The organism is Streptomyces sp. NPDC002018 (genome assembly GCF_042890865.1).
In the GTDB taxonomy this organism is placed as follows: Bacteria; Actinomycetota; Actinomycetes; order Streptomycetales; family Streptomycetaceae; genus Streptomyces.
Genome location: NZ_JBIASO010000018.1, coordinates 80,702 through 102,097, shown reverse-complemented (window position 1 = coordinate 102,097; position 21,396 = coordinate 80,702). Strand labels below are relative to the sequence as shown.

The 21,396-nt window shown below is 70.0% G+C and carries 20 protein-coding genes; 10 read left to right on the top strand and 10 right to left on the bottom strand.

The window, feature by feature from the left end:
• Positions 1-150 precede the first annotated feature (150 nt).
• Together ACFYYH_RS26270 and ACFYYH_RS26265 are read left to right on the top strand one after the other, a co-directional pair.
• Positions 151-573, top strand: coding sequence for a hypothetical protein (locus ACFYYH_RS26270; RefSeq protein WP_388555678.1), 423 nt, complete (start codon positions 151-153; stop codon positions 571-573).
• 90 nt (positions 574-663) lie between these two features.
• On the top strand, positions 664-1,377 hold the full coding sequence (locus ACFYYH_RS26265) for an NDP-sugar synthase (RefSeq protein ID WP_388555676.1): 714 nt from the start codon (positions 664-666) through the stop codon (positions 1,375-1,377).
• 234 nt (positions 1,378-1,611) lie between these two features.
• Here ACFYYH_RS26265 and ACFYYH_RS26260 read toward each other — a convergent pair whose 3' ends face one another.
• The 7 genes from ACFYYH_RS26260 to ACFYYH_RS26230 all read right to left on the bottom strand — a co-directional run bounded on the left by ACFYYH_RS26260 (position 1,612) and on the right by ACFYYH_RS26230 (position 9,521).
• Positions 1,612-3,489, bottom strand: a complete 1,878-nt coding sequence (locus ACFYYH_RS26260; protein ID WP_388555673.1) for a DoxX family membrane protein — start codon at positions 3,487-3,489, stop codon at positions 1,612-1,614.
• Positions 3,490-3,697: 208 nt separating this feature from the next.
• Positions 3,698-4,648 (bottom strand): 23S rRNA (guanosine(2251)-2'-O)-methyltransferase RlmB, encoded by a 951-nt coding sequence (gene rlmB / locus ACFYYH_RS26255; RefSeq protein ID WP_388555670.1) that lies wholly within the window; start codon positions 4,646-4,648, stop codon positions 3,698-3,700.
• 185 nt (positions 4,649-4,833) lie between these two features.
• Positions 4,834-6,234 (bottom strand): cysteine--tRNA ligase, encoded by a 1,401-nt coding sequence (gene cysS, locus ACFYYH_RS26250; RefSeq protein WP_388555667.1) that lies wholly within the window; start codon positions 6,232-6,234, stop codon positions 4,834-4,836.
• A 335-nt stretch (positions 6,235-6,569) separates the two neighbouring features.
• On the bottom strand, positions 6,570-6,974 hold the full coding sequence (locus tag ACFYYH_RS26245; protein WP_388555664.1) for a PPOX class F420-dependent oxidoreductase: 405 nt from the start codon (positions 6,972-6,974) through the stop codon (positions 6,570-6,572).
• Between the two features lie 294 nt (positions 6,975-7,268).
• Entirely contained in the window at positions 7,269-7,805 is a 537-nt protein-coding gene (ispF, locus tag ACFYYH_RS26240) for a 2-C-methyl-D-erythritol 2,4-cyclodiphosphate synthase (RefSeq protein ID WP_388555661.1), read from the bottom strand.
• Positions 7,795-8,541: a 2-C-methyl-D-erythritol 4-phosphate cytidylyltransferase gene (gene ispD / locus ACFYYH_RS26235; protein ID WP_388555658.1), complete on the bottom strand. Its 747-nt coding sequence runs from the start codon at positions 8,539-8,541 to the stop codon at positions 7,795-7,797. Before ispD ends, ispF begins: the two co-directional genes overlap by 11 nt.
• Positions 8,542-9,038: 497 nt before the next feature.
• Positions 9,039-9,521: a CarD family transcriptional regulator gene (locus tag ACFYYH_RS26230; protein WP_003953493.1), complete on the bottom strand. Its 483-nt coding sequence runs from the start codon at positions 9,519-9,521 to the stop codon at positions 9,039-9,041.
• A gap of 865 nt (positions 9,522-10,386) precedes the next feature.
• Here ACFYYH_RS26230 and ACFYYH_RS26225 point away from each other — a divergent pair.
• The gene (locus ACFYYH_RS26225; RefSeq protein WP_388555655.1) at positions 10,387-11,094 is read left to right on the top strand and encodes a DUF461 domain-containing protein; all 708 of its coding nucleotides are present in this window, start codon (positions 10,387-10,389) and stop codon (positions 11,092-11,094) included.
• Positions 11,095-11,361: 267 nt separating this feature from the next.
• Here ACFYYH_RS26225 and ACFYYH_RS26220 read toward each other — a convergent pair whose 3' ends face one another.
• A complete protein-coding gene (locus ACFYYH_RS26220) occupies positions 11,362-12,042 on the bottom strand; it encodes a response regulator transcription factor (RefSeq protein WP_046498012.1) in 681 nt (226 codons plus the stop codon).
• The gene (locus tag ACFYYH_RS26215; RefSeq protein WP_388555652.1) at positions 12,039-13,316 is read right to left on the bottom strand and encodes a sensor histidine kinase; all 1,278 of its coding nucleotides are present in this window, start codon (positions 13,314-13,316) and stop codon (positions 12,039-12,041) included. The genes ACFYYH_RS26220 and ACFYYH_RS26215 overlap by 4 nt, the downstream gene beginning before the upstream one ends.
• A gap of 261 nt (positions 13,317-13,577) precedes the next feature.
• Here ACFYYH_RS26215 and phoU point away from each other — a divergent pair, with 261 nt between their 5' ends.
• Together phoU and ACFYYH_RS26205 are read left to right on the top strand one after the other, a co-directional pair.
• Complete coding sequence (phoU, locus tag ACFYYH_RS26210; RefSeq protein WP_388555650.1) at positions 13,578-14,258, top strand: phosphate signaling complex protein PhoU; 681 nt, start codon at positions 13,578-13,580, stop codon at positions 14,256-14,258.
• Positions 14,259-14,605: 347 nt separating this feature from the next.
• Positions 14,606-14,752 (top strand): hypothetical protein, encoded by a 147-nt coding sequence (locus ACFYYH_RS26205; protein ID WP_388555648.1) that lies wholly within the window; start codon positions 14,606-14,608, stop codon positions 14,750-14,752.
• A gap of 838 nt (positions 14,753-15,590) precedes the next feature.
• On the opposite strand, the gene ACFYYH_RS26200 is transcribed toward ACFYYH_RS26205, so the two are convergent.
• Entirely contained in the window at positions 15,591-16,352 is a 762-nt protein-coding gene (locus tag ACFYYH_RS26200; protein ID WP_388555645.1) for a phosphoglyceromutase, read from the bottom strand.
• Between the two features lie 331 nt (positions 16,353-16,683).
• Between ACFYYH_RS26200 and ACFYYH_RS26195 the strand changes: the two genes are divergently transcribed.
• The 5 genes from ACFYYH_RS26195 (at position 16,684) to ACFYYH_RS26175 (ending at position 21,259) form a co-directional block, all read left to right on the top strand.
• Positions 16,684-18,033, top strand: coding sequence for an MDR family MFS transporter (locus ACFYYH_RS26195; protein ID WP_388555850.1), 1,350 nt, complete (start codon positions 16,684-16,686; stop codon positions 18,031-18,033).
• 1,048 nt (positions 18,034-19,081) lie between these two features.
• Positions 19,082-19,936, top strand: coding sequence for a helix-turn-helix domain-containing protein (locus tag ACFYYH_RS26190; protein WP_388555642.1), 855 nt, complete (start codon positions 19,082-19,084; stop codon positions 19,934-19,936).
• An 11-nt stretch (positions 19,937-19,947) separates the two neighbouring features.
• Positions 19,948-20,145 (top strand): DUF397 domain-containing protein, encoded by a 198-nt coding sequence (locus tag ACFYYH_RS26185; RefSeq protein ID WP_388555640.1) that lies wholly within the window; start codon positions 19,948-19,950, stop codon positions 20,143-20,145.
• 273 nt (positions 20,146-20,418) lie between these two features.
• Positions 20,419-20,916, top strand: coding sequence for an NUDIX domain-containing protein (locus tag ACFYYH_RS26180; RefSeq protein WP_388555638.1), 498 nt, complete (start codon positions 20,419-20,421; stop codon positions 20,914-20,916).
• Positions 20,917-21,022: 106 nt separating this feature from the next.
• Complete coding sequence (locus tag ACFYYH_RS26175) at positions 21,023-21,259, top strand: hypothetical protein (RefSeq protein WP_388555637.1); 237 nt, start codon at positions 21,023-21,025, stop codon at positions 21,257-21,259.
• Positions 21,260-21,396: the final 137 nt, after the last annotated feature.

The following is a 21,396-nucleotide window of genomic DNA, read 5'->3' as shown; positions in this document are numbered from 1 at the left end:
GGCGCCGCGCGTCGGGTGTCGATAAATACCCTGACACACAGGCCATTTCGGACAGGCCCGTCAACCCTTGATTCGAAAAGGACGATCGACCATCCCTCGGGAGAGTGACTAAATGTCGCCAAATCATCACTGGCCGCTACGCTCGCCTGCGTGACCCACTCAGCCCGCCGTATCGGCCGAACTCTCGCTCTCGTACTGCCCGTCGTCCTGGTGCTCTCCGGGACCCTCGCGGTCGCCCGTGTTCCGTGGGCGTCCAGCACATCCGAGTCGCAGGTCCTGACCGCCTCCTCGGACACCGCCTCGGTGCGGGCCAAGTCCCGTACGCCCCAGGATATTCTGCGCGAGCAGCTCCTCGTGGAACTTCAGGAGAAGGATCCGGGCATCGCCCTGACACATCTCCAGCGGCAGGTCGAGGAGCGTCCGTCGCTCGCCAGGCACTGCATGTCGATCGCACGGGCCCTGGGCCGGGCGGCCGTGGCGACCTACGGTCCCACCCGCGCGCAGTCCTTCTCCCGCCCCGTGTGCGACACGTCGTTCGCGTACGGCGTCTCCCAGCAGGCCGCCGGAAGCTGACGACGGGATTCACTGCTGAAGGCCGGCCGCACGCCGGCTGATCCCCGGTCGCGGCCCCCTCGCCGTTCCGTCCCGCCTATCGTTCACGGCATGCATACGTTTCCGACGCAGGCCGTGGTCCTCGCGGGCGGCCAGGGGTCGCGGCTGCGCCCGTACACCGACGACCGTCCCAAGCCGATGGTCGAGATCCCCGGCACGGGGACCCCGATCATCGGCCACCAGCTCGCCTGGCTCGCCGCCGAGGGCGTGACCGACGCCGTCGTCTCGTGCGGGCATCTCGCCGAAGTCCTCCAGGAGTGGCTGGACTCGGCCGATCTTCCGCTGCGTGTCACCACCGTGGTGGAACCCGAGCCGCTGGGCCGTGGTGGCGGTCTCAAGTACGCGGCCGCCAAGCTCCCTTCCCCCGAGCAGCCCTGGTATGCCACCAATGGCGACATCTGGACACGTTTCTCCCTGCGCGAGATGGCCGCGTTCCATGACGAGCGTGACGCGACGGCGACACTCGCCCTCGCCCGCCCCCGGATCCCGTGGGGAGCCGTCGAGACCGACGAGTTCGGCCATGTCCTCGACTTCATCGAGGCGCCCCCGTCGCCTTATCTGATCAACGCGGGTGTGTATGTGTTCTCCCCGCGCTTCGCCGAGTTGCTGCCGGAGCGCGGCGACCATGAGCGGACGACGTTTCCCCGGCTGGCGCGCGAGCGCAGCCTCGCGGGCTTTCCGCTGCCGCACGGGGCGTACTGGCGGGCCATCGACACGGCGAAGGACCTCACGGAGGCCGCCAAGGAACTGGCGTCGGGCCGCTGACACGAGCACCGCCCACACGGGCACCGTCCACACAAGTACCACCCACACGAGCACCGCCCACACAAGTACCACCCACACAAGTACCGCCGACATGAGCGCCGCCGGTATGGACGACGCCCCGGTCCCGACCCGCGTACGGGGTCGGGACCGGGGCGTCCAGTGAAGGTCTCCGTCTGCACACAGCGGTGAGCGCCGAGCCGGCCCGCGTCGAGCGGGTCGGTCGCCCACTCCCCCTCAGCCGAGAAGGCCGCCGATGGGGTTGTGGTTGCCGCCGCCCCCGCCCGAGGACGAGCCGCCCGTGCTGGAGCCGCCGCCGTCGCCGCTGCCCGCTCCCGTGCTTCCGTCACCCGCGCCGCCGCCGGTCGTGGACGGTCCCTGGCCGCTGGAGGACGGCGGCGGGGCCTGCTGGGCCGTCTGCGGGGGCTGCCGGCCCGTGCCCTGGGTCTGGCTGGGCGCCTGCTGCTCGTTCTGGCCGGTGCCGGCCGCGCCGCCGCCCGTCTCGGGGACGGTGCCGTCGCCCGTGGCGGGCTGCTGCGCCTCCGGGGTACCGGACCGGGTCGCGGACGGCTCGGAGCGCGGGCCCTCCGCGGTGCCGCCGCTGCTGGGCGTGCCGGACGCGCTGCTGCCGCCGCGGCCCGGCTTCTGGGGCAGCGGTTCGCCCGGGAGCTGGTTGACCGGGTCGACGTTGGGTCCCGGCACGGTCACCATGTCCGAGGACCGTACGGCTCCGCCGAGGACCGAGCCGATCAGCAGCGTGAGACCGATGACGACGGTGGCGACCACGGTGCCCCTGCGCAGTACGCGACGGCGCAGGTCCCAGAGCTCGGAACGCGGTCCGAGCGTGCGCCAGGCCTCGCCCGCGAGCCGTCCGTCCAGGGAGTAGACCGGGGCGCCCGCGATGATCAGCGGGGACCAGGCGGCCAGATAGATGATGTCGGGCGCGTCGTACGCCGGAACGGTCCGCCAGCTCACGGTGAGCAGCAGCGCCGCCGAGAGCAGCGCGCCGAAGCAGGCGGCGACCCGCTGCCAGAGCCCGAGGACGGTGAGTACGCCGGCCACGATCTGGAGGAAGGCGACGCTCAGGCCCGCGCCGACCGGATGGGAGAGCGCGAAGTCCCGCAGGGGTTCCGCGAGCGCCCAGGGGTGCAGGGAGTTGAGCCACTTGACCATCGACCCGCGCTCGCCGCCGTCGAAGTAGACGGGGTCGCAGAGCTTGCCCATCCCGGCGTAGATGGAGATGAAGCCGAGGAAGACGCGGAGCGGGAGCAGCACCACACCGAGGTTCATCCGGCGGCCGGGGTAGTACGCGTGCCGGACGCCCGCGTCGGCGGCCCGGTGGCTGGTCGCGCCGTAGCGCCGGGTGTGCGGCCGGTCGTCGTCGGTGTCGGGGTAGGGCTCGGCGTACGGCTCCAGATCCAGGTCCGGATCCAGGTCCTGATCCAGGTCCGCCCGCGGATCGAGTTCCTGCTCGTGCGTGTCGTACGCGCCGACCGCCCGCCGCATGGGCGGCAGCAGCGGGGTGACACCGGTCCGGGGAGCGGCCCCGGTCCCGGCACGGGAGCCGGCGCCGGAACCGCGGCTCTGGCCGATGACGGGCGTCGGCCGCGTGGTCTCGTCGTCGAGGTCGAGCCGCGGGATGACCTGGGTGACGCCGGTGTCGTATCCCCTCTCCGGCACGCCGGGCCGCCCGGACACGCCGGACACCCCGGGAACCCCGGACCCGCCGGGCACGCCCGGCACCCCGGGCCGGCCGGCCGCGGACCGCACATCACGCGCGTCGCGGTAGCCGCCGCCCGTGGGCGGCACGGAGGAGTTCCGTACGGCCTGGAGGAGCCCGGTCGCCCCGGGGTCGCCCGGGGCGGACTTGCCGCTCCAGACGACGGGGGCCCTGCGACGGCCTCCGCCCCCGCCGGAGGCGGCGCCGCCAGTGGCGGGGAAGCGCGCGGTGTCCGCCGCACCGCGCGCGGGGCCGGTGCGCTGGGGCGATGCGAGCTTCACCCGGAAGCTGGCGTGGTTCACGATGACCTGCGCGGGATCGCAATCCACCTTGAGCATGCTCAGCGGGGGCTGATCGTCGAACCCGGGCCGGGGCGTTCTGGTGTCCACACTCATCTAACCGAGTGACTTGTGTTTAGGACACTGCCTTGACGCGCGCGAAATGTCCGAGACCCGTCAAGATCATCGGGCGCACCCGCCCGGACCCCCGCCACACCACGCCGCGAAGCGACGCCCGGGGCCCGGGACCCGGAACGGCCCGGGACCCGGAACGGACAGGCCCGGGCCCAGAACCAGACAGCCCGGGGCCCGGGACCGTGAGGGCTCAGGCCCGGCGGCGGGCCGCCTCGTACAGCACCACTCCGGCCGCGACCCCCGCGTTCAGCGACTCCGCGCCGCCCGGCATGGGAATCCGTACCCGGAAGTCACAGGTCTCGCCGACCAGCCGCGACAGGCCCTTGCCCTCGCTGCCGACGACGATGACGACGGGCCCGCCGAGCGCTTCCAGATCGCCGACCTCGGCCTCGCCGTCCGCCGCGAGCCCGACGACCACCAGACCGGCCTTCTGGTACGACTCCAGGGCGCGGGTGAGATTGGTCGCGCGGGCGACCGGCGTACGGGCCGCCGTTCCCGCCGACGACTTCCAGGCACCGGCGGTCATCCCCGCGGCGCGCCGCTCCGGCACCACCACCCCGTGGCCGCCGAAGGCGGAGACGGACCGCACGACGGCGCCGAGGTTGCGCGGGTCGGTGACCCCGTCGAGCGCGACGATCAGCGGGTCCTCACCGTCGTCGAAGGCCGCCGCGGCGAGGTCCTCCGGGTGGGCGTATTCGTACGGCGGGACCTGGAGGACGAGTCCCTGGTGGTTCAGGCCGTTCGTCATCCGGTCCAGCTCCGGCTTGGGGGCCTCCATGAGATGGATGCCGCCGCGGTCGGCCGCGAGCTGGAGCGCCTCACGCACGCGCTCGTCGTTGTCGATGAACTGCTGGACGTAGAGGGTCGTCGCCGGTACGCCGTCGCGCAGCGCCTCGAAGACGGGGTTGCGGCCGACGACCATTTCGCTGGTGCCCTTGCCGCCGCGCCGGGCGATCTGGCGCCGGGCGGCCTGCTTGGCCTTGGCGTTGGCGGTGCGGTTCTGGACATGGCCCTTGCGGGCGGACGCGGGCGGCGTGGGGCCCCTGCCCTCCAGCCCGCGGCGTCGCTTGCCACCGCTGCCGACCTGCGCGCCCTTCTTGTTGGACGTGCGGCGGTTCCTGCGCTGGCTGTTCCCGGCCATGACCTACCTGTTTCGTTGCTTCAGACTGCTTGAGAATGCTGGGGACCGCTCGATTGGTGCGGGATGGTGCGGACTGCTTGCTGCGGACTGCTTCTGCTTTCCCGCCGCGGACTGCATGAGCCAGCGTACGGAAGGACGCAAGTGTGCCGCCCGGAGGGACCGGGCGGCACAGGGATCGGTGGGCGTCAGCGCGGTCCCAGCGTCCAGCGCGGTCCCGACGGTCCGTCCTCGATGACGAGTCCGGTCTGCTGGAGCTGGTCCCGGATGGCGTCCGCCGTGGCCCAGTCCCTGCGTGCGCGCGCCGCCTCGCGCTGCTCCAGCACGAGCCGTACGAGCGTGTCGACGACACCGTGCAGATCCTCACCGCGGTCGGCCTCACCGGCCCAGTGCGGGTCGAGCGGGTCGAGTCCGAGGACGCCGAGCATGGCCCGTACCTCGGCGAGCCGGGCGACGGCCGCCTCCTTGTCGTCGGCCGCGAGCGCCGAGTTGCCCTGCCGTACGGTCGTGTGGACGATCGCGAGCGCCTGCGGAACGCCCAGGTCGTCGTCCATGGCCTCGGCGAAGGCGGGCGGGACCTCGTCCGCGGCCTCGACGACTCCCCCGGCCTTCTCCACGACGCGCTGGACGAAGCCCTCGATCCGCGCGAACGCGGACTCGGCCTCGCGCAGCGCCTCCTCGCTGTACTCGATCATCGAGCGGTAGTGCGGGGTGCCGAGGTAGTAGCGCAGCACGATGGGACGCCAGTGCTTGACCATCTCGGAGACCAGCACCGAGTTGCCGAGCGACTTGGACATCTTCTCGCCGCTCATGGTGACCCAGGCGTTGTGCACCCAGTACCGCGCGAACTCGTCGCCGTACCCCTTGGCCTGCGCGATCTCGTTCTCGTGGTGCGGGAAGATCAGGTCGATGCCGCCGCCGTGGATGTCGAAGACGCTGCCCAGGTACTTGTGGGCCATGGCCGAGCACTCCAGGTGCCAGCCGGGCCGGCCGCGGCCCCAGGGCGTCTCCCAGCTCGGCTCGCCGGGCTTGGTGGCCTTCCACATCGCGAAGTCGCGCTGGTCGCGCTTGCCGGTCTCGCCCTCGCCCGAGGGCTGGCGCAGATCGTCCAGGTCCTGGTTGGACAGCTCCAGATAGTCCGGGAAGGACCGGACGTCGAAGTAGACGTTGCCGTCCGCCTCGTACGCGTGGCCGCGCTCGATGAGGCCGCGCATCATCTCGATCATCTCGGTGATGTGGCCGGTGGCGCGGGGCTCGTAGGTGGGCGGCAGGCAGCCGAGGACGTCGTAGCCGGTGTTGAAGGCCCGCTCGTTCTCGTACCCGATGGCCCACCACGGGCGGCCCTGGACGGCCGACTTGGCGATGATCTTGTCGTCGATGTCGGTGACGTTCCGCACGAACGTCACGTCGTAGCCGCGGTAGGTGAACCAGCGGCGCATGATGTCGAAGTTCAGCCCCGACCTGATGTGCCCGATGTGTGGCGCGGACTGCACGGTGGCGCCACACAGGTAGATCGAGACACAGCCCGGCGTGAGCGGGTTGAAATCACGGATCTGCCGGGCGCCGGTGTCGTACAGCCGAATAGTCACGCGACAAGGGTAGTGCGCCGGGGGTAGTGCCCCGCGACCCTTTGGGCCACGGGGACACAGAAGCGTGACGTTCATGCCCGTCCGGCAAAGTCCCCGGTCGAATTTCGCGATGTTTGCGAGGTTTGGTCCGATCGGGTCAACCGGTCCTCGCCGACGGTCCCTGCCGGATCCCGGCCGGATCCCGGACGGTCCCGGCTCGCGGCCCGGGTCGCGGCCCGGCCGATGCGGAGGCGGTCCCCGTCGTACGGGTGTGACCCCCGCCTCCCGGAGGTGACCCCGCCCTGCGGACGCGGTCCCCGCCGTACGGGCGTGGTCCCCGCCGGTTCCGGACCGGTTCAGATACGGCCGACGACCTTGCGCGGGGTGATACGGACGACCACGCGCGGGGCGTCCTCGCTGGACGCCGGGTTGAACTCCGCGTACGGCTTGCCGGTGTACTTGAGGGACAGCTCGTTGATCAGTTCCTGGCCGCCCTCGGTGGTGAGAGTCGCGGAGCCGCGGATCTCGGCGTAGAGGTACGGCTCGTCGGCGGGCTGTACGACGATCGAGACCCGGGGGTCGCGCCGGAGGTTCTGCTCCTTGCGGCGGCCGACGGTGGTGGAGATGAGCACGTCGTCGCCGTCACGCTTCACCCAGACCGGCGACACCTGGGGGCTGCCGTCGGGCTGGATGGTGGCGATGTCGACGAAGACGGGGCCGTCGAGGAGTTCCTTGAGCTTGTCGGAGAGTGCGGCTGCCATGACTGCCTTTCTGATGCCTGGTACTCGATGCCCGGCCACCGGCGCGTGCGCACGTGGTGCCTGGCGCGCGTGGTGCCCGGGTACGCGCGCGTGGTGCCCGGCGCCCGACCTGATGCTGACGGGCTGACCTGGTACTGACTGGTGCTGATCTGACGCTGGTGCTGATCTGACGCTTCTGACGCTCCCTCAGCCCGGAGGCCCCGGAAGCTGACATTCCCTCAACCCGTACCCCCCGCAGCCTATTTCGATCAGCCGGTACGGGCCACCGGCGCTCAGCCGGTACGGGCGCCCCGCTCAGGCGGTACGGGCGACCAGCGCCGTGGCGATCGCGGCCAGCCCTTCGCCACGGCCGGTGAAGCCGAGCGCGTCCGAGGTGGCCGCGGACACCGCGACCGGAGCACCGACGGCCGCGCTGAGCACCTTCTGCGCCTCGTCCCTCCGCTTGCCGATCTTCGGCCGCGGACCGACGACCTGCACGGCGACATTGCCGATCGTGTAGCCCGCGTCGCGCACGATCCTGGCCGCCTCCGTAAGGAGGGTGAGCCCGGAGGCCCCGGACCACTCCGGGCGCCCGGTGCCGAAGTGCGCGCCGAGATCGCCGAGGCCGGCGGCCGAGAACAGCGCGTTGCAGGCCGCGTGGGCGACGACATCCGCGTCGGAGTGCCCGGCCAGACCGGGGCCCTCGCCCTCCCAGAGCAGCCCCGCGCACCACAGCTCGCGGCCCTCCTCGAAGGCGTGGATGTCGGTGCCGATGCCCACCTGCGGCAGGAGCACGGGCCCGGAGTGCCCCGGGCCGGCCGCGCCCGAAGGCCCGGGAACCTCAGAAGCCATCGTTGGCCCTCCTCCGGGCGAGAACCGCCTCCGCCAGCACCAGATCCAGCGGCCTGGTCACCTTGAACGCCTCCTCGTGTCCTGGCACGACCACGACGGGCGCGCCGAGCCGCTCGACCATACCGGCGCAGTCCGTCGCGCCCTCACCGACCGCCGCCACCGTCTCGTGGGCGCGCTGGAGCGTGGCACGGTCGAAGCCCTGCGGGGTCTGCACGGCACGCAGCAGCGCCCGCTCGGGCGTGGCGACGACCGGCTCGGGCTCGCCCTTCCCGCGCGGCTCGACCTGTTTGACGGTGTCCGCGAGCGGCAGCGCGGGCACCACGGCCGGCGCGCCGTCCCGTACGGCCTCGACGACGGCGTCCACGGTGTCGACGGGCACGAGCGGCCGCGCCGCGTCATGGACCAGCACGGCCGTGATGGAGTCGGGCAGGGCCTCGATACCGAGGCGTACGGACTGCTGGCGCGTCTCACCGCCGGGCACGACGAGATAGTCGGTGCGCCGGGGCAGCGCGTGCTCGTCGAGGAGGTGTTTGACCTCGGCCGCGCCGTCGGGCGGTGCGACCACCACGACCAGCGAGACGGCGCGCGAGGCGGCCATCGCGCGGACGGCGTGGATCAGCATCGGTGTGCCGCCCAGCGTGCGGAGGGCCTTGGGGGCCCCGGGGCCGAGCCGTACGCCCCGGCCTGCCGCGGGGATCACCGCTGCGGTGTGGTGGGGGCGGGCTTCGTCTGACATCGGTTGCCCTCCGGCAGGTTTGTTTCCTCGGCCGACATGGGTATGGCCACACCGTGCCGGGCGCGATGCCTTGACCGGACCCTTCCGTGACAGACGGTCGAGACGGATCGCACCGGCTGCCCCGGGGACGGGCATGCCCGGATCCGCCCCGGGCAGGGCGGAATCCCGGGTGACGGCCCGGCGAGTCCCCGCGCACGAGGGGTGTGAGACCTCGGGTACGGGGAGCTCAGGGACCGCGGAGAGCTGGTGCACCGCGGACCGCGGGACTGGTTCTCCGGGACCGGTCCCGGGGGCGGTGCAGAGGCACCTGGGCACGGGTGTACGCGTACGGGGTGTACGGGTACGGGGGATGTGGGCCGGATGTCGTACGAGGTGCGGGTGTACGGACATGCCGCAGCGCCCGGCGACACAGCATTTCCCTCATAGCTGGTCAGCGGGCACCACGGCATTCACTGCGTTGTACGGCATGCGCCGCCGGCACACGGCGGCGTCATGATTCAGGACGCGAGTACCTCGTCGAGCAGAGCCTCGGCCTTGTCTTCATTGGTGTTCTCCGCGAGAGCCAGCTCGCTGACAAGAATCTGTCGTGCCTTGGCGAGCATGCGCTTCTCACCTGCGGAGAGTCCACGCTCGCGCTCCCGACGCCACAGGTCGCGCACCACTTCAGCGACCTTGATGACATCGCCGGAGGCGAGCTTCTCGAGATTTGCCTTGTAGCGACGGGACCAGTTCGTCGGCTCTTCTGCGTACGGTGCCCGGAGCACCTCGAAGACCCGGTCCAGCCCGTCCTGACCGACCACATCGCGCACGCCGACGAACTCCGCATTGTCCGCCGGTACACGCACTGTCAAGTCGCCCTGAGCGACCTTGAGCACCAAGTAGGTCTTGTCCACGCCTTTGATCTGGCGAGTTTCGATGGCCTCGATCAGCGCGGCCCCGTGATGGGGATAGACCACGGTGTCGCCAACCTTGAACGTCATGTGACAGGTACCCCTTCCGTGGCTATCCAGGGTAACACGAGAATGGCATCTTCTGAATGGCGTTTTCGCAGGTCAGGACGGTTCTCGGGGCTTGACAACTGCGCCAGGAACGTGCTGCGGACGGCTTCCGGAAGGAGGTATTCGCAGGTCGGAGCGGCTGCGCGGGCGCACGGAAACGCGCCCGTTACCCATCGCGCAACACCCTCAGGAGAGGATGAACGTCCCGATTTGCCGGATTTCAGGTGTCAAACTTCCCGTAGTCCGTTCGGATGTCGATCACTCGTACGGATGGACATGGGAAAGATTTGAATTTGATCACCCCGTGGCCCCTGGGCGGTATTAGCAAGGAATGTGCGGTGCGCGGAGGAATTGATCACCGGCATTATGTGAACGGCGTGCGAAACGACGGGATCGAGCAGGAAATCGGATACGGAATCCGGGTCCGCGGTCCGGGTCCCGAAGGGCACGAGGACCGGCCGGATTCAGCCTCCGGATACGGGCTGGACACGGCACCGGACGGAGCCCGGCGCGGCGCCCGGCGCGGCACCTGATACCGGGCCTGGTACGGGGCTGGCACGCGTCCTGATACGGGCGGGAGGACCGGCCACGACGGGCCCGCAACCGCGCGGGAAGGACCCCGGGAAGGACCCGGGGAGAGCTTCGAAACGGCCTGGGGAGGGCCTCGGAACTGCCCGGGGAGGGCCGGGAGCGGCTGGAGGCGGGTCGGGTGCGGGGCGCCGACGACGGCTCGGTAACCTAGGCCCGCTGAAAGCCTTCAGTCCGCATCGGGTTCTCAGCGTTGTCCAGCACCGCGTTGTCCAGCACCGACCCCCTCCGTCCGTACGTCCTAGGAGTTGCCGCCGCCGTGAGCCGCAGCCTTCGACGCGGCGTCCTCGCCGCTTCTGCCCTCGTGTTCTCGCTTGCCCCGCTCACCGCGTGCGGCGCCGGCAACAACGCGCAGACGCTCGGCGTCAAGCCGGACAACGCCGCGACCTCCGTCGGCGACATCTCCATCCAGAACGCCACGGTGATCACCCAGCCCGAGGCCGACGCGGAGGGTCCCGCGGTCGTCACCGGCACGGTCTTCAACAACGGCAGGAGCGGGCAGACCCTCGACTCGGTCGAGCTGCCCGGTACCGGCGCCGAGGTGAAGCTCTCGCCCGCGAAGGGATCGGGGCCGATCACCGTACCGGCCGGCGGCTCGGTCCAGCTCGGCGGCAAGGGCAACGCCTCCGCCGTGATCGAGAACGGGCGCGAGGCCGCGAAGAACGGCGACGCGCAGCAGGTCGTCTTCACGTTCAGCGAGACCGGCGACGTGGCTCTGCGCGCCTTCGTCTTCCCGTCGAACACGTACTTCAAGGGCGTCGGCCCGAGCGCGCTGCCGTCGCCTTCGGCTTCCGCGTCGCCCTCCCCGGGCGCGTCGGAGTCGCCGGTCGGATCGGTCTCCGGGTCCCCGTCGGGCTCCCCGGCCGAGGGCCAGTCCGGCGAGGCCGGCACGCCCGCCGGGTCAGGGCTGGAACCCGTCACGAACCCGTCGGACTCCGCGTCCGCCTCCACCTCGACCCAGCACTAGGGTCTTTCGCGCGGTGGCGGGCGGTTCCGGGCACACCGGATCCGCCCGGCCGGCGTGCGCCGACCGGGGCCTTCACCATGGGGGCCCTGCGAGGAGTCGTGGTGAGGTGATCGGCGGCCGTGTCGCGACACCGGCCGTACGACCAGCGCCCGTAGTCACGAGCGGCGCCCGTACCAACCTCGGCCGCGCGATCGGGTACGGGACCGGTGCGATCGGCGGCCGATGGCCGGACGGTTCCGTCCGGCCGACATGGGGGGCCGGGCCGGTTTACGGCTCGAACTTGTAGCCCAGTCCCCGCACCGTCACCAGATAGCGCGGAGCACCCGGGTCCGGTTCAATCTTCGCGCGGAGACGCTTGACGTGAACGTCGAGGGTCTTGGTGTCGCCGACGTAGTCCGCGCCCCAGACCCGGTCGATGAGCTGCATACGGGTCAGCACCCGGCCCGCGTTGCGGAGCAGCATCTCCAGCAGGTCGAACTCCTTGAGCGGGAGGTCCACCTTGCCGCCGGAGACCGTGACGACATGGCGGTCCACGTCCATCCGGACCGGCCCCGCCTCCAGCGCGGCCGGCGTGACCTCCTCCGGCTCGCCCCTGCGGCGGAGCACCGCGCGGATACGGGCGACCAGCTCCCGCGAGGAGAAGGGCTTGGTCACATAATCGTCGGCCCCTATCTCCAGGCCGACGACCTTGTCGATCTCGCTGTCCTTGGCGGTGACCATGATCACCGGGACATTGGACCTGCCGCGAAGCTGACGGCAGACCTCGGTGCCCGGCAGGCCGGGCAGCATCAGGTCGAGGAGGACGAGGTCGGCGCCGTTGCGTTCGAACTCGTCGAGCCCCGCGGGCCCGGTGGTCGCGATCGCGACCTCGAAGCCTTCCTTGCGGAGCATGTAGGAAAGGGCGTCGCTGAAGGATTCCTCATCCTCGACGACGAGCACTCGGGTCACGGAAGGACCTCCGGGGCAGGAAGCACGGTCGGGGTATCCAGCTCAAGGCCGGTATCGGTGTCGGTGTCGGAGTGGTGGGCGGTCCGGTCGTCTTCGTCCGGGCCGTTGAATGTGCGATCCCGTACGGCGCCCGCCTCGGGCAGCCTCAGGGTGAACGTGGAGCCCTGACCCTCGGAGCTCCATACGGTGACCTCCCCGCCGTGCGAGGCGGCCACATGCTTGACGATGGCCAGGCCGAGCCCCGTACCGCCGGTGGCTCGGGAGCGGGCCGGATCGACGCGGTAGAACCGCTCGAAGATCCGCTCACGGTCCTTCTCTGAGATACCTATTCCCTGATCGGTCACGGCTATCTCGATGAGGTCCCCGCCGGTGGCGGAGACCCGGTGCGCGGCGATACCGACACGCGTACGGGCCGGGGAGTAGTTGACGGCGTTCTCGACGAGATTGCCGAGGGCCGCGGCGAGCTGGCCGCGATTGCCCCACACATGGAGATGGACGGTGCCGCCCGACGCCATGGTGATCTGTTTGGTGGACGCGGCGTGCCGGGACCGGTCGATGGCCTCGGCGACGAGTTCGTCCACGCGTACGGGCTCGGCGTCCTCCAGCGGGTCGTCGTTCTGCACCCGGGAGAGGTCGATGAGCTCCTGTACGAGATTGGTGAGCCGGGTCGCCTCGATCTGCATCCGGCCGGCGAAGCGGGTGACCGCCTCGGGGTCGTCCGAGGCGTCCATGACGGCCTCGGAGAGCAGAGAGAGCGCACCCGTGGGGGTCTTCAGCTCGTGGCTGACATTCGCCACGAAATCCCGCCGTACGGCTTCGATCCGGCGGGCCTCGGTGAGGTCCTCGACCAGCAGGAGCACCAGACGGGAGCCGAGCGGGGCGACCCGCGCGGAGACGGCGAGCGCCTCGCCCCGGCCCGTACCGCGCCTGGGCAGATCGAGCTCCACCTGCCTTATCTCGCCGTCCCGCCGGGTGTCCCGCGCCATGTGGAGCATCGGCTCGACGGCCAGCTTGCCGCCCCGGACCAGGCCCAGCGCGTACGCCGCCGAGCTGGCCTTGACCACGGAGTCGCTCTCGTCCAAGACGACGGCGGAGGAGCGCAGCACGGAGAGCACGGTGTCGACGCCCGGAGGCAGCACGGCGTCCGTGTGCAGGGAGGTGCGGGTGGGTCGCGCCTGGTCGCGTTCGCTCCAGCGAAACGCCAGCATGGCGATCACGCCGGTGCACACCCCGGCGATAGCGGCCAATGCGGCGACCGCCGCGTTCACGTCCATGCGACCAGCGTATGCGCGGCCCAGGACACTCTCCCAGCGGTCGAGGTGTCTCCTCCGACACTCGTCGCCCAGAGTTCACCGAGGGGATGGGAGCGGTTCATTTGTGCGGGAGGCGCCCGTCGCGCAGCGGACAGAACGTGGGAATGTGGGGGGCCACACCCCCTGTCGTACCACCGGTCACAGCCCCGGTCGCACCATCGGTCACAGCCCCGGCATCAGCCCCCGGGCTCCGGGCAGAAACGTCAAGAGAGGGACAACCCCATGCGGGACGCGTACCACGAGGAACTGGACTCGATAGGCGAGGACCTGGTCGAGATGGCCCGGCTGGTCGGTTCCGCCATCGGCCGCGCCACGACGGCCATGCTCGACGCCGATCTCAAGCTCGCGGAGAGCGTGATCGCCGCCGACCAGCGGGTCGACGACCTCCAGCACGACCTGGAGGCCAGAGCCATCGCCCTGCTGGCCCGGCAGCAGCCGGTCGCGACCGATCTGCGGATCGTGGTCACCTCGCTGCGGATGAGTGCCGACCTGGAACGGTCGGGCGACCTGGCGCAGCACGTCGCCAAGCTGGCCAGGCTCCGTTTCCCGCAGTCGGCCGTGCCGCACGACCTGCACGCGACGATCCTGGAGATGGGCCAGCTCGCGCAGCGGCTGATGGCGAAGACGGCTGAGGTCATCATCACCAAGGATGTCGAGCTGGCCCTTCAGCTCGAACAGGACGACGACGAGATGGACCTGCTGCACCGCACGCTCTTCCAGCACCTGATGGACGACCGGTGGAAGCACGGCATCGAGACGGCGGTCGATGTGACGCTGCTCGGCCGCTACTACGAGCGGTTCGCGGACCACGCGGTGGCGGTCGCCAACCGGGTCGTCTATCTGGTGACGGGTGAGCACGCGGACGAGATCCAGCCGGCGGAGACCCCGGTCGAAGGAGCGTAGGCGACGCGAGAGCACCGTCACCGAACCGCGCGGAGCCGGGCAGGCCCCCGGCCGGAGACGGGCGGGGCGCGCGCGGGCATGGGCGGGGCGCGCGCGGCGGGAGAGCCGACGTGGGCGGCCGGGCGCAGATGCCGGCGGCGAAATCCGAGGCACCGGCCGGGGTCGGACACCCGTGCCGTACCGGGGGCAAGGGCCAGTGGCAGATGCCGGCCCGGGTGCACGCGAAGGACGGACCGGCGCACGGCGGTGTTTGCGCGGATGCGCCGGAGATGCGCCGTTGATGCGCCTGCCGGGGAGGGCATGCAATGGGACAGGCGCCATCCGTGCGCGCCTTTGAGGAGGATCCCATGGCCGATTCCCCTACGACCGACCCCCGTCCCGAAGCCCCGGCCGAAGCGCTGCACCTGCCCGTACTCGGCGCCTGCGGCTGCGGCTCGGGCTGCGGCTGCGGCTGCCAGTCGGGCGGCTCATGCCAGTGCGGCGGCGGCTGCTAACCAGCCACGACGCGAAAGATACGCGCGAGCGAAGGGCCCCGTCCGAACCCCGGCCGGGGCCCTTCGTACCGGTGCCACCGAGACCTCCGGCGCGTAGGCCCGCCGATGCCCGTAGCGCACCCGTAAGGCCGTGGCTTCTTCGATCACCGGTGAGAAGCGCACATGGTGAAGACCGGTGATACAGAAGCCGCATAGTCACGGTGAACAGTTCGGACAAGACCTTCTCCGAACTACGGGATCCAAAGTTGATTGGATAAGAGGCCCGTGAGACATTGGCTTCCGAGATCTAGTTAGCTCTAGATAGCTCGCGAAAGTTCTAGGAGACTAGAACGACCGAGGACCTGGATCCGGCGGCAACCAGATCCAGGCCCTCCAGCAGTCAACGAGCCCGGTCGCCTACGAGCAGACCGGGCTCGCTGCGTGCACAGCGCCCGATCTCGACCGTTCTCGCGCGTGACCCGCTCATCGAGCGGCCTGCATCACGCCGGTAGCGATGGTCACCAGTAGGCCGACACCCGCAAGCCAGACCTGCCACTTCTCGGCGCCGGTCCACCTACGAGGCCTGTCCTTCTCAAGACTCACCTCTACCACCTCCCTTCTTCCTCCGACCGGCCCGCTGCTCGGGCCGGCGCCTTGGAACTCGCGTGCCCGCACACGGAGTTCAAGGGAGGTTCAGGTAAGGCGCGATCAGCATACCGGTCGCACCGACAACGACCGAGACTCGCGAGCACTCTTGACACCGGCCCCAGATCTCTTTCACAGCCCGGGGACGGCCCGAGCCCGCCAAAAAGCCCCCTTCCCGCGAAAAACCGCGGGGAGGGGGCTTGCTGACGTCGGGTTACTTCTTCTTGCCCTGGTTCTTGACGGCCTCGATCGCGGCGGCCGCCGCGTCCGGGTCGAGGTAGGTGCCGCCCGGGGTGAGGGGGTGGAAGTCGGCGTCCAGGTCGTAGACGAGGGGGATGCCGGTGGGGATGTTCAGGCCCGCGATGTCCTCGTCGGAGATGCCGTCGAGGTGCTTGACCAGGGCGCGCAGGCTGTTGCCGTGGGCGGCGACCAGGACCGTACGGCCGGTGAGCAGGTCCGGGACGATCGCGTCGTACCAGTACGGCAGCATCCGTACGACGACGTCCTTGAGGCACTCGGTGCGCGGGCGCAGCTCGCTCGGGATCGTGGCGTAGCGGGCGTCGTCGCTCTGCGAGAACTCCGTGCCGTCCTCAAGGGCGGGCGGCGGGGTGTCGTACGAGCGGCGCCACAGCATGAACTGCTCCTCGCCGAACTCGGCGAGCGTCTGCGCCTTGTCCTTGCCCTGGAGCGCGCCGTAGTGGCGCTCGTTCAGCCGCCAGGAACGGTGGACCGGGATCCAGTGGCGGTCCGCGGCCTCCAGCGCGAGCTGCGCGGTGCGGATGGCGCGCTTCTGGACGGAGGTGTGCAGTACGTCGGGCAGCAGGCCGGCGTCCTTGAGCAGCTCACCGCCGCGGACTGCCTCCTTCTCGCCCTTGTCGGTGAGGTTGACGTCCACCCAGCCGGTGAACAGGTTCTTCGCGTTCCATTCGCTCTCGCCGTGGCGGAGGAGGATCAGCTTGTACGGTGCGTCGGCCATGGGCCCGAGCCTAATGGACCCGCCCGGAGCGGCTGGAGGCCCTGTCGGGATTGGCCGCAGCGATCAATTGACTGGCGTCTGCCGGGCTCCCGTACGTAAGGTGCCGTTGACTGCTCGGCCACTTACCGGCCGTGCGAGCCTGCCGTGCGAGGGGCCGTCCCTTCGCCCAGGCCCGCGCAGGTCGCGGGCCGCGCGGGTCCCGTAACCATCCGGTGCACGCGGGCCACGCGGTCCCACGCCGCCCACCCATGTCGTCCGGCCCCTGATCGGGCCGCTGAACCGGCCGCCCGGCCCCGCGCCACGGCCTCGGGGGAAACGTATGTCCGTCGCCATGTCGATGGCCGGTGTCAGACGCGCCGTACGGGAGAGCGTCTCGGGACTGCCCCGGGAATTCTGGTGGCTGTGGACGAGCACACTGGTCAACCGGCTCGGCGCCTTCGTCGCCACCTTCATGGCGCTCTATCTCACCCTCGACCAGGGCTACTCGGCCTCCTACGCCGGTCTCGTCGCCTCGCTCCACGGACTCGGCGGGGTCATCTCGTCCCTGGGCGCGGGGGTGATGACCGACCGGCTCGGCCGCCGGCCGACCCTCCTGATCGCCCAGGTGTCGACGGCCGCCTCCGTGGCGCTGCTCGGTTTCATGCGGGACCCGGTCTTCATCGCGGCCGTGGCCTTCCTGGTGGGCATGGCCTCGAACGCCTCGCGCCCCGCCGTGCAGGCGATGATGGCGGACATCGTCAGGCCCGAGCACCGTGTGCGCGCGTTCTCGCTCAACTACTGGGCGGTCAACCTGGGCTTCGCGATCTCCTCGGCGGGCGCGGGCTTCATCGCGCAGTACAGCTATCTCGCGGGCTTCCTGGGCGAGGCGGCGATGACGCTCGCCTGTGCCGTGCTGATCTTCCTGAAGCTGCCGGAGTCCCGGCCGGAGCGTACGGCCGGTACGGGGAAGGCGGGGGCGGGAGCCATGGCTTCGGGTACGGACATCGGGCTGGGGACCGTCCTGCGGGACGGCCGCTTCATGGGCGTCGTCACCCTGTCCTTCGTCGTGGCGCTCGTCTTCCAGCAGGGTTTCGTGGGTCTGCCGGTGGCGATGGGCGCGGACGGTTTCACCAGCGTCGACTACGGGACGGCCATCGCGGTCAACGGCGTACTGATCGTGGTTCTACAGATACCGGTCACCCGCTACATCCAGCACCGGGACCCGCGCCGGCTGCTGATCCTGTCGTCGGTGCTCGCGGGATACGGCTTCGGGCTGACGGCGTTCGCCGGGTCGCTCGCCGTCTACGCGCTGACCGTCTGCGTATGGTCCCTGGCCGAGATCGTCAACGCCCCTACGCAGACCGGGCTGGTGGTACGTCTCTCCCCCGTGCACGGCCGCGGCAGGTACCAGGGCATGTACACCATGTCCTGGTCGGTGGCGGGCCTGGTCGCCCCGCTGATGTCGGGGCTGATCATCGACCGGCTCGGCTCGGGGTGGCTGTGGGGCGCGTGCGCGGCACTGGGGACGGTGGCGGGACTGGGGTACTGGCTGCTGATGCGGGGCCTGTCGGAGGACGAGGGGAAAGCGGAGCGCACGGGGATCGAGCGAACGGTCACGGAACGGACGGTCACGGAACGGACGGAGGCGGAGCGAACGGAGGCGGAGCGAACCCGCCACGAAAGCCCTGCCGCTCAGATGTGACCGAAGGACAGGCAGGCCGCGAGGTAACGGTCGGCGAGACCCTGGTTCTCGCGTCCGTGGGACACAAGAGACCACCGAACGGTCTTCCCTCAGCGAAAAAGGGGACAGCCGACACCAACCAATGCCCCATATGCCCCTGTTTGGCGACCTGTTGAGGGCACTCGGGGCCGGGCACTCGGGAGCCGGTCATGTGTCCTCCGTAGCGATACCCCGTCCCCGTCCGCCGGGACGTACTGACGACCCACCCGGACCCGCCCTCCTTCCGAATGCCCCCGCCCGACCCACCACCCACCCACCGTCCGCGAGCCGGGAAACGACCGGTCAGGCCACCGCACCTCCCCCGGGGACCCCTTCCCCCGGGCCGCCCCTCCCACGAAGCCGCAGTTGCGACGGAGGGGCGGGGGTCAAGGGTGGAGCGCAGCGGAATCGGCGCAGCCGACGCGACGAAGGAGCGCCCTTGACGCCCGCCCCTCCGTCGCCAAACTCAAACCAGAGGGGCGGCCCCACCCGAGACGAAACCACCCGAACAGGGACCCCTGCCGCGAGTCGCCCGCACAACTCACCCCCGTGCTCATGTTCGGCGTCACTCGCCCCCGATACGGGCAGGGCGCGCGGCTCGTTGTGCCTGGCGTAGGGACGTAGACCGTCACCCCGCACCGTCACCCCGCACCGGCGGACCGCCGCTTCGACGCGGATCAGCCATGAGTGGGACCAGCGGTGGGAGTTGGTGACGACCTCCGTCACACAGAGGCGGGCGTCGTCGGCGAGGCCGGGGTGGTCGGTGATGCGGAACAACGACCTGGCGTGGCATCGCCCAGGGCTGCCGAGATCCGAGCGCACCCCAAGGCGTGCCCCGGCGACGGCACTTCGGCCTCCGCGTACCGGCCCATTCCGGTGCCTCAACCGGATGACAAAAACAGACGGTGACACCGACAGACGGTGACGCCGAGAGACCGTGACCCCGACAGACCGTGACATCGACAGACCGTGACCCCGACAGACACGACGCCGAGCACAGAACAGCTGAGCACGGAACAGAGGAAGTGACATGCCACCCAGGGACAATCCGACCGCCCGCCAAGCACGCCTCGGTGGGGAGTTGCGGAAGCTACGGCTCCGTGCGGGCAAAGCGGCCCGCGAAGCAGCCGGCTTCCTCTCGACCGATCAGGCCAGGATCAGCCATATCGAAGCGGGTCGTATCGGTATCAGCGAGGAGCGGGTCCGCAGGCTGGCGGTCTTCTACGCCTGTGACGACTACGCACTGATCGACGCTCTCTGCGCCATGACGCACGAACACCGCGGTCAGTACTGGTGGGACGAGTACCGGGGCATTCTCGCTCCCGGTTTCCTCGATGTCGCGGAACTCGAACACCATGCGAAGTACCTGCGGTATCTGCAACCCGTCACCTTCCCGGGCATCCTCCAGACAAAGGAATACGCGCGAGCGCTCTTCGACAGCGTGCTTCCGAAGCTTCCCCCCAAGGATGTGGACGCACGGGTGGAGCACCGCACGAGGCGGCAGGGAATTCTGGCGCGCGGAAATCCTCCGGAAGTGGAGGCCATCGTGCATGAGGCTGCCCTGCGCATGCGTATCGGCGGGCGGAAGGTCGCACGTCAGCAGCTTGAACATCTCATGGAGGTGTCCGAAAAGCCGGATGTGATGCTCCGGATCATTCCGTTCACCAATGAGGATTTCATCGATCTCACCCAGACCGTGCTCTACACCGGAGGAACCGTCCCGCAACTCGACTCGGTCCATATCGACAACCGCTTCGGCGGACTCTTCGTCGATGCGGAAACCGAGCTGGAGAGCAATCGAACACTGCTCGACTTCGCCGAGCAGGCCTCTCTGGAACCCGCCGAGTCGCGCAGCTTCATCCATCACATCGCACGAGATCTGTGAGAGCCCGAGGAATGAGCAGAGAGATAAACTGGCAGAAGTCATCCTTCTCCGGCGAAGGAGCCCAGTGCGTCGAGGTCGCCGAACACGGCGGCCGGATACAGGTACGCGAAAGTGACGAGCCGAATGTCGTCGCCACCACGAGCCGAGCCAATCTCGCGGCATTCATAGCGGGCGTCAAAGCGGGCGAGTTCGACCACTTCGCCGATTGACCTGTTCCGCCGACGCCGACACCGACGCCGACGCCGAGGGCCCCGGGCCCCTCACTCCACGAACGAGGGGCCCACGGCGCAGGCCACGAATACAAGCGCTCCGGCCCACGCTTGCCGCCGAGCTTTTCGTAACGATAACGTCGCGGTGCGTGGCCATCTCGGGGTACTTCCTCGGCATCGGCTGCCCAGGGCGGCACAACTCTCCTGGCTCCTGGTCCAGTTAAGAGAGACAGCGCGGCCGACAGCCCAGGGTCCTGCAGAACGGGTGAATTCATGAACGTACAGCTCGCAGTGCCTGTGATCGACACCCATGTCTTCCTGCGCGACGGGGACAAGCTCCTGCTCTCGCAGCGTGGCGGGCCGTACGGGTACGGGCGGTGGCACGCGCCGTCGGGGAAGCTCGACCAGGGGGAGACGCTCAGGAGCGGGGCCGCGCGGGAGTTGTACGAGGAGACCGGCGTACGGGTCGATCCCGGGCATCTGCGCCTTGTGCACACCGTGCACCACCGGCAGTCCCCGGAGACCGAGCGGATCGGGTTCTTCTTCGAGGCCAGCGAGTGGGAGGGCGAGCCCGAGAACCGGGAGCCCGAGAAGTGTCTCGATCTGCGGTGGTTCTCGGTGCACGAGCTGCCCGAGGACATCATCGAGTACCCCGCCGCCGGGCTGTACGGCTACCTCGACGGCGGGACCACGCTCACCGAGCACGGCTTCTCCGCAGACGCCGACACCGACGCCGACGCCGACGCCGGGAGCCGTAGCGGTAGCCGGTAGCGGTGTCCGGGGCGGGCAGGGTGGGCCGGCGGGCGGTGGCTTGTGAGGGACGGCAGGTGGAGCGCATGCCGTGCTTCCGGGCGGATGCCGGACGTACAGTCGATTCATGACAGTCCACGTCACCATGCTTCCGGCAGCGGTCACGCCGGGCCTTGAGCAGTCCAGTCGCATCACCTCCTACGAGGATCACGACGGGGTGCGCTACCGATACCTTCTGCATGACAGCGGGGCCCTGGTCGTGAGGCGTATGCAGTCCGATGAGGAAACCGTCACCGAGGTCGTCTACGGGCCCTCGGCCTGGGAGGGCGTGCAGGGGGACGGATCGATCCAGCCCCATATGTGAGCCGGCCGACCGGCGCCGACCCGGCCGACCGGCGCCGACCCGGCCGACCGGAAGCAGCCCGGCAGACCGGTACCAGACCGTTTAGTACCAGCGCGCCTAGTACGTGCGGAGCCCGTACCCGTACCCCCGCGCTCGTA

Coding starts and splice junctions, on each gene's coding strand:
- ACFYYH_RS26265 (WP_388555676.1), top strand. CDS start 664: ATGCATACGTTTCCGACGCAGGCCGTGGTCCTCGCGGGCGGCCAGGGG.
- ACFYYH_RS26260 (WP_388555673.1), bottom strand. CDS start 3,489: ATGAGTGTGGACACCAGAACGCCCCGGCCCGGGTTCGACGATCAGCCC.
- rlmB (WP_388555670.1), bottom strand. CDS start 4,648: ATGGCCGGGAACAGCCAGCGCAGGAACCGCCGCACGTCCAACAAGAAG.
- ACFYYH_RS26245 (WP_388555664.1), bottom strand. CDS start 6,974: ATGGCAGCCGCACTCTCCGACAAGCTCAAGGAACTCCTCGACGGCCCC.
- ispF (WP_388555661.1), bottom strand. CDS start 7,805: ATGGCTTCTGAGGTTCCCGGGCCTTCGGGCGCGGCCGGCCCGGGGCAC.
- ispD (WP_388555658.1), bottom strand. CDS start 8,541: ATGTCAGACGAAGCCCGCCCCCACCACACCGCAGCGGTGATCCCCGCG.
- ACFYYH_RS26230 (WP_003953493.1), bottom strand. CDS start 9,521: ATGACGTTCAAGGTTGGCGACACCGTGGTCTATCCCCATCACGGGGCC.
- ACFYYH_RS26215 (WP_388555652.1), bottom strand. CDS start 13,316: ATGGACGTGAACGCGGCGGTCGCCGCATTGGCCGCTATCGCCGGGGTG.
- phoU (WP_388555650.1), top strand. CDS start 13,578: ATGCGGGACGCGTACCACGAGGAACTGGACTCGATAGGCGAGGACCTG.
- ACFYYH_RS26205 (WP_388555648.1), top strand. CDS start 14,606: ATGGCCGATTCCCCTACGACCGACCCCCGTCCCGAAGCCCCGGCCGAA.
- ACFYYH_RS26200 (WP_388555645.1), bottom strand. CDS start 16,352: ATGGCCGACGCACCGTACAAGCTGATCCTCCTCCGCCACGGCGAGAGC.
- ACFYYH_RS26195 (WP_388555850.1), top strand. CDS start 16,684: ATGTCGATGGCCGGTGTCAGACGCGCCGTACGGGAGAGCGTCTCGGGA.
- ACFYYH_RS26190 (WP_388555642.1), top strand. CDS start 19,082: ATGCCACCCAGGGACAATCCGACCGCCCGCCAAGCACGCCTCGGTGGG.
- ACFYYH_RS26185 (WP_388555640.1), top strand. CDS start 19,948: ATGAGCAGAGAGATAAACTGGCAGAAGTCATCCTTCTCCGGCGAAGGA.
- ACFYYH_RS26180 (WP_388555638.1), top strand. CDS start 20,419: ATGAACGTACAGCTCGCAGTGCCTGTGATCGACACCCATGTCTTCCTG.
- ACFYYH_RS26175 (WP_388555637.1), top strand. CDS start 21,023: ATGACAGTCCACGTCACCATGCTTCCGGCAGCGGTCACGCCGGGCCTT.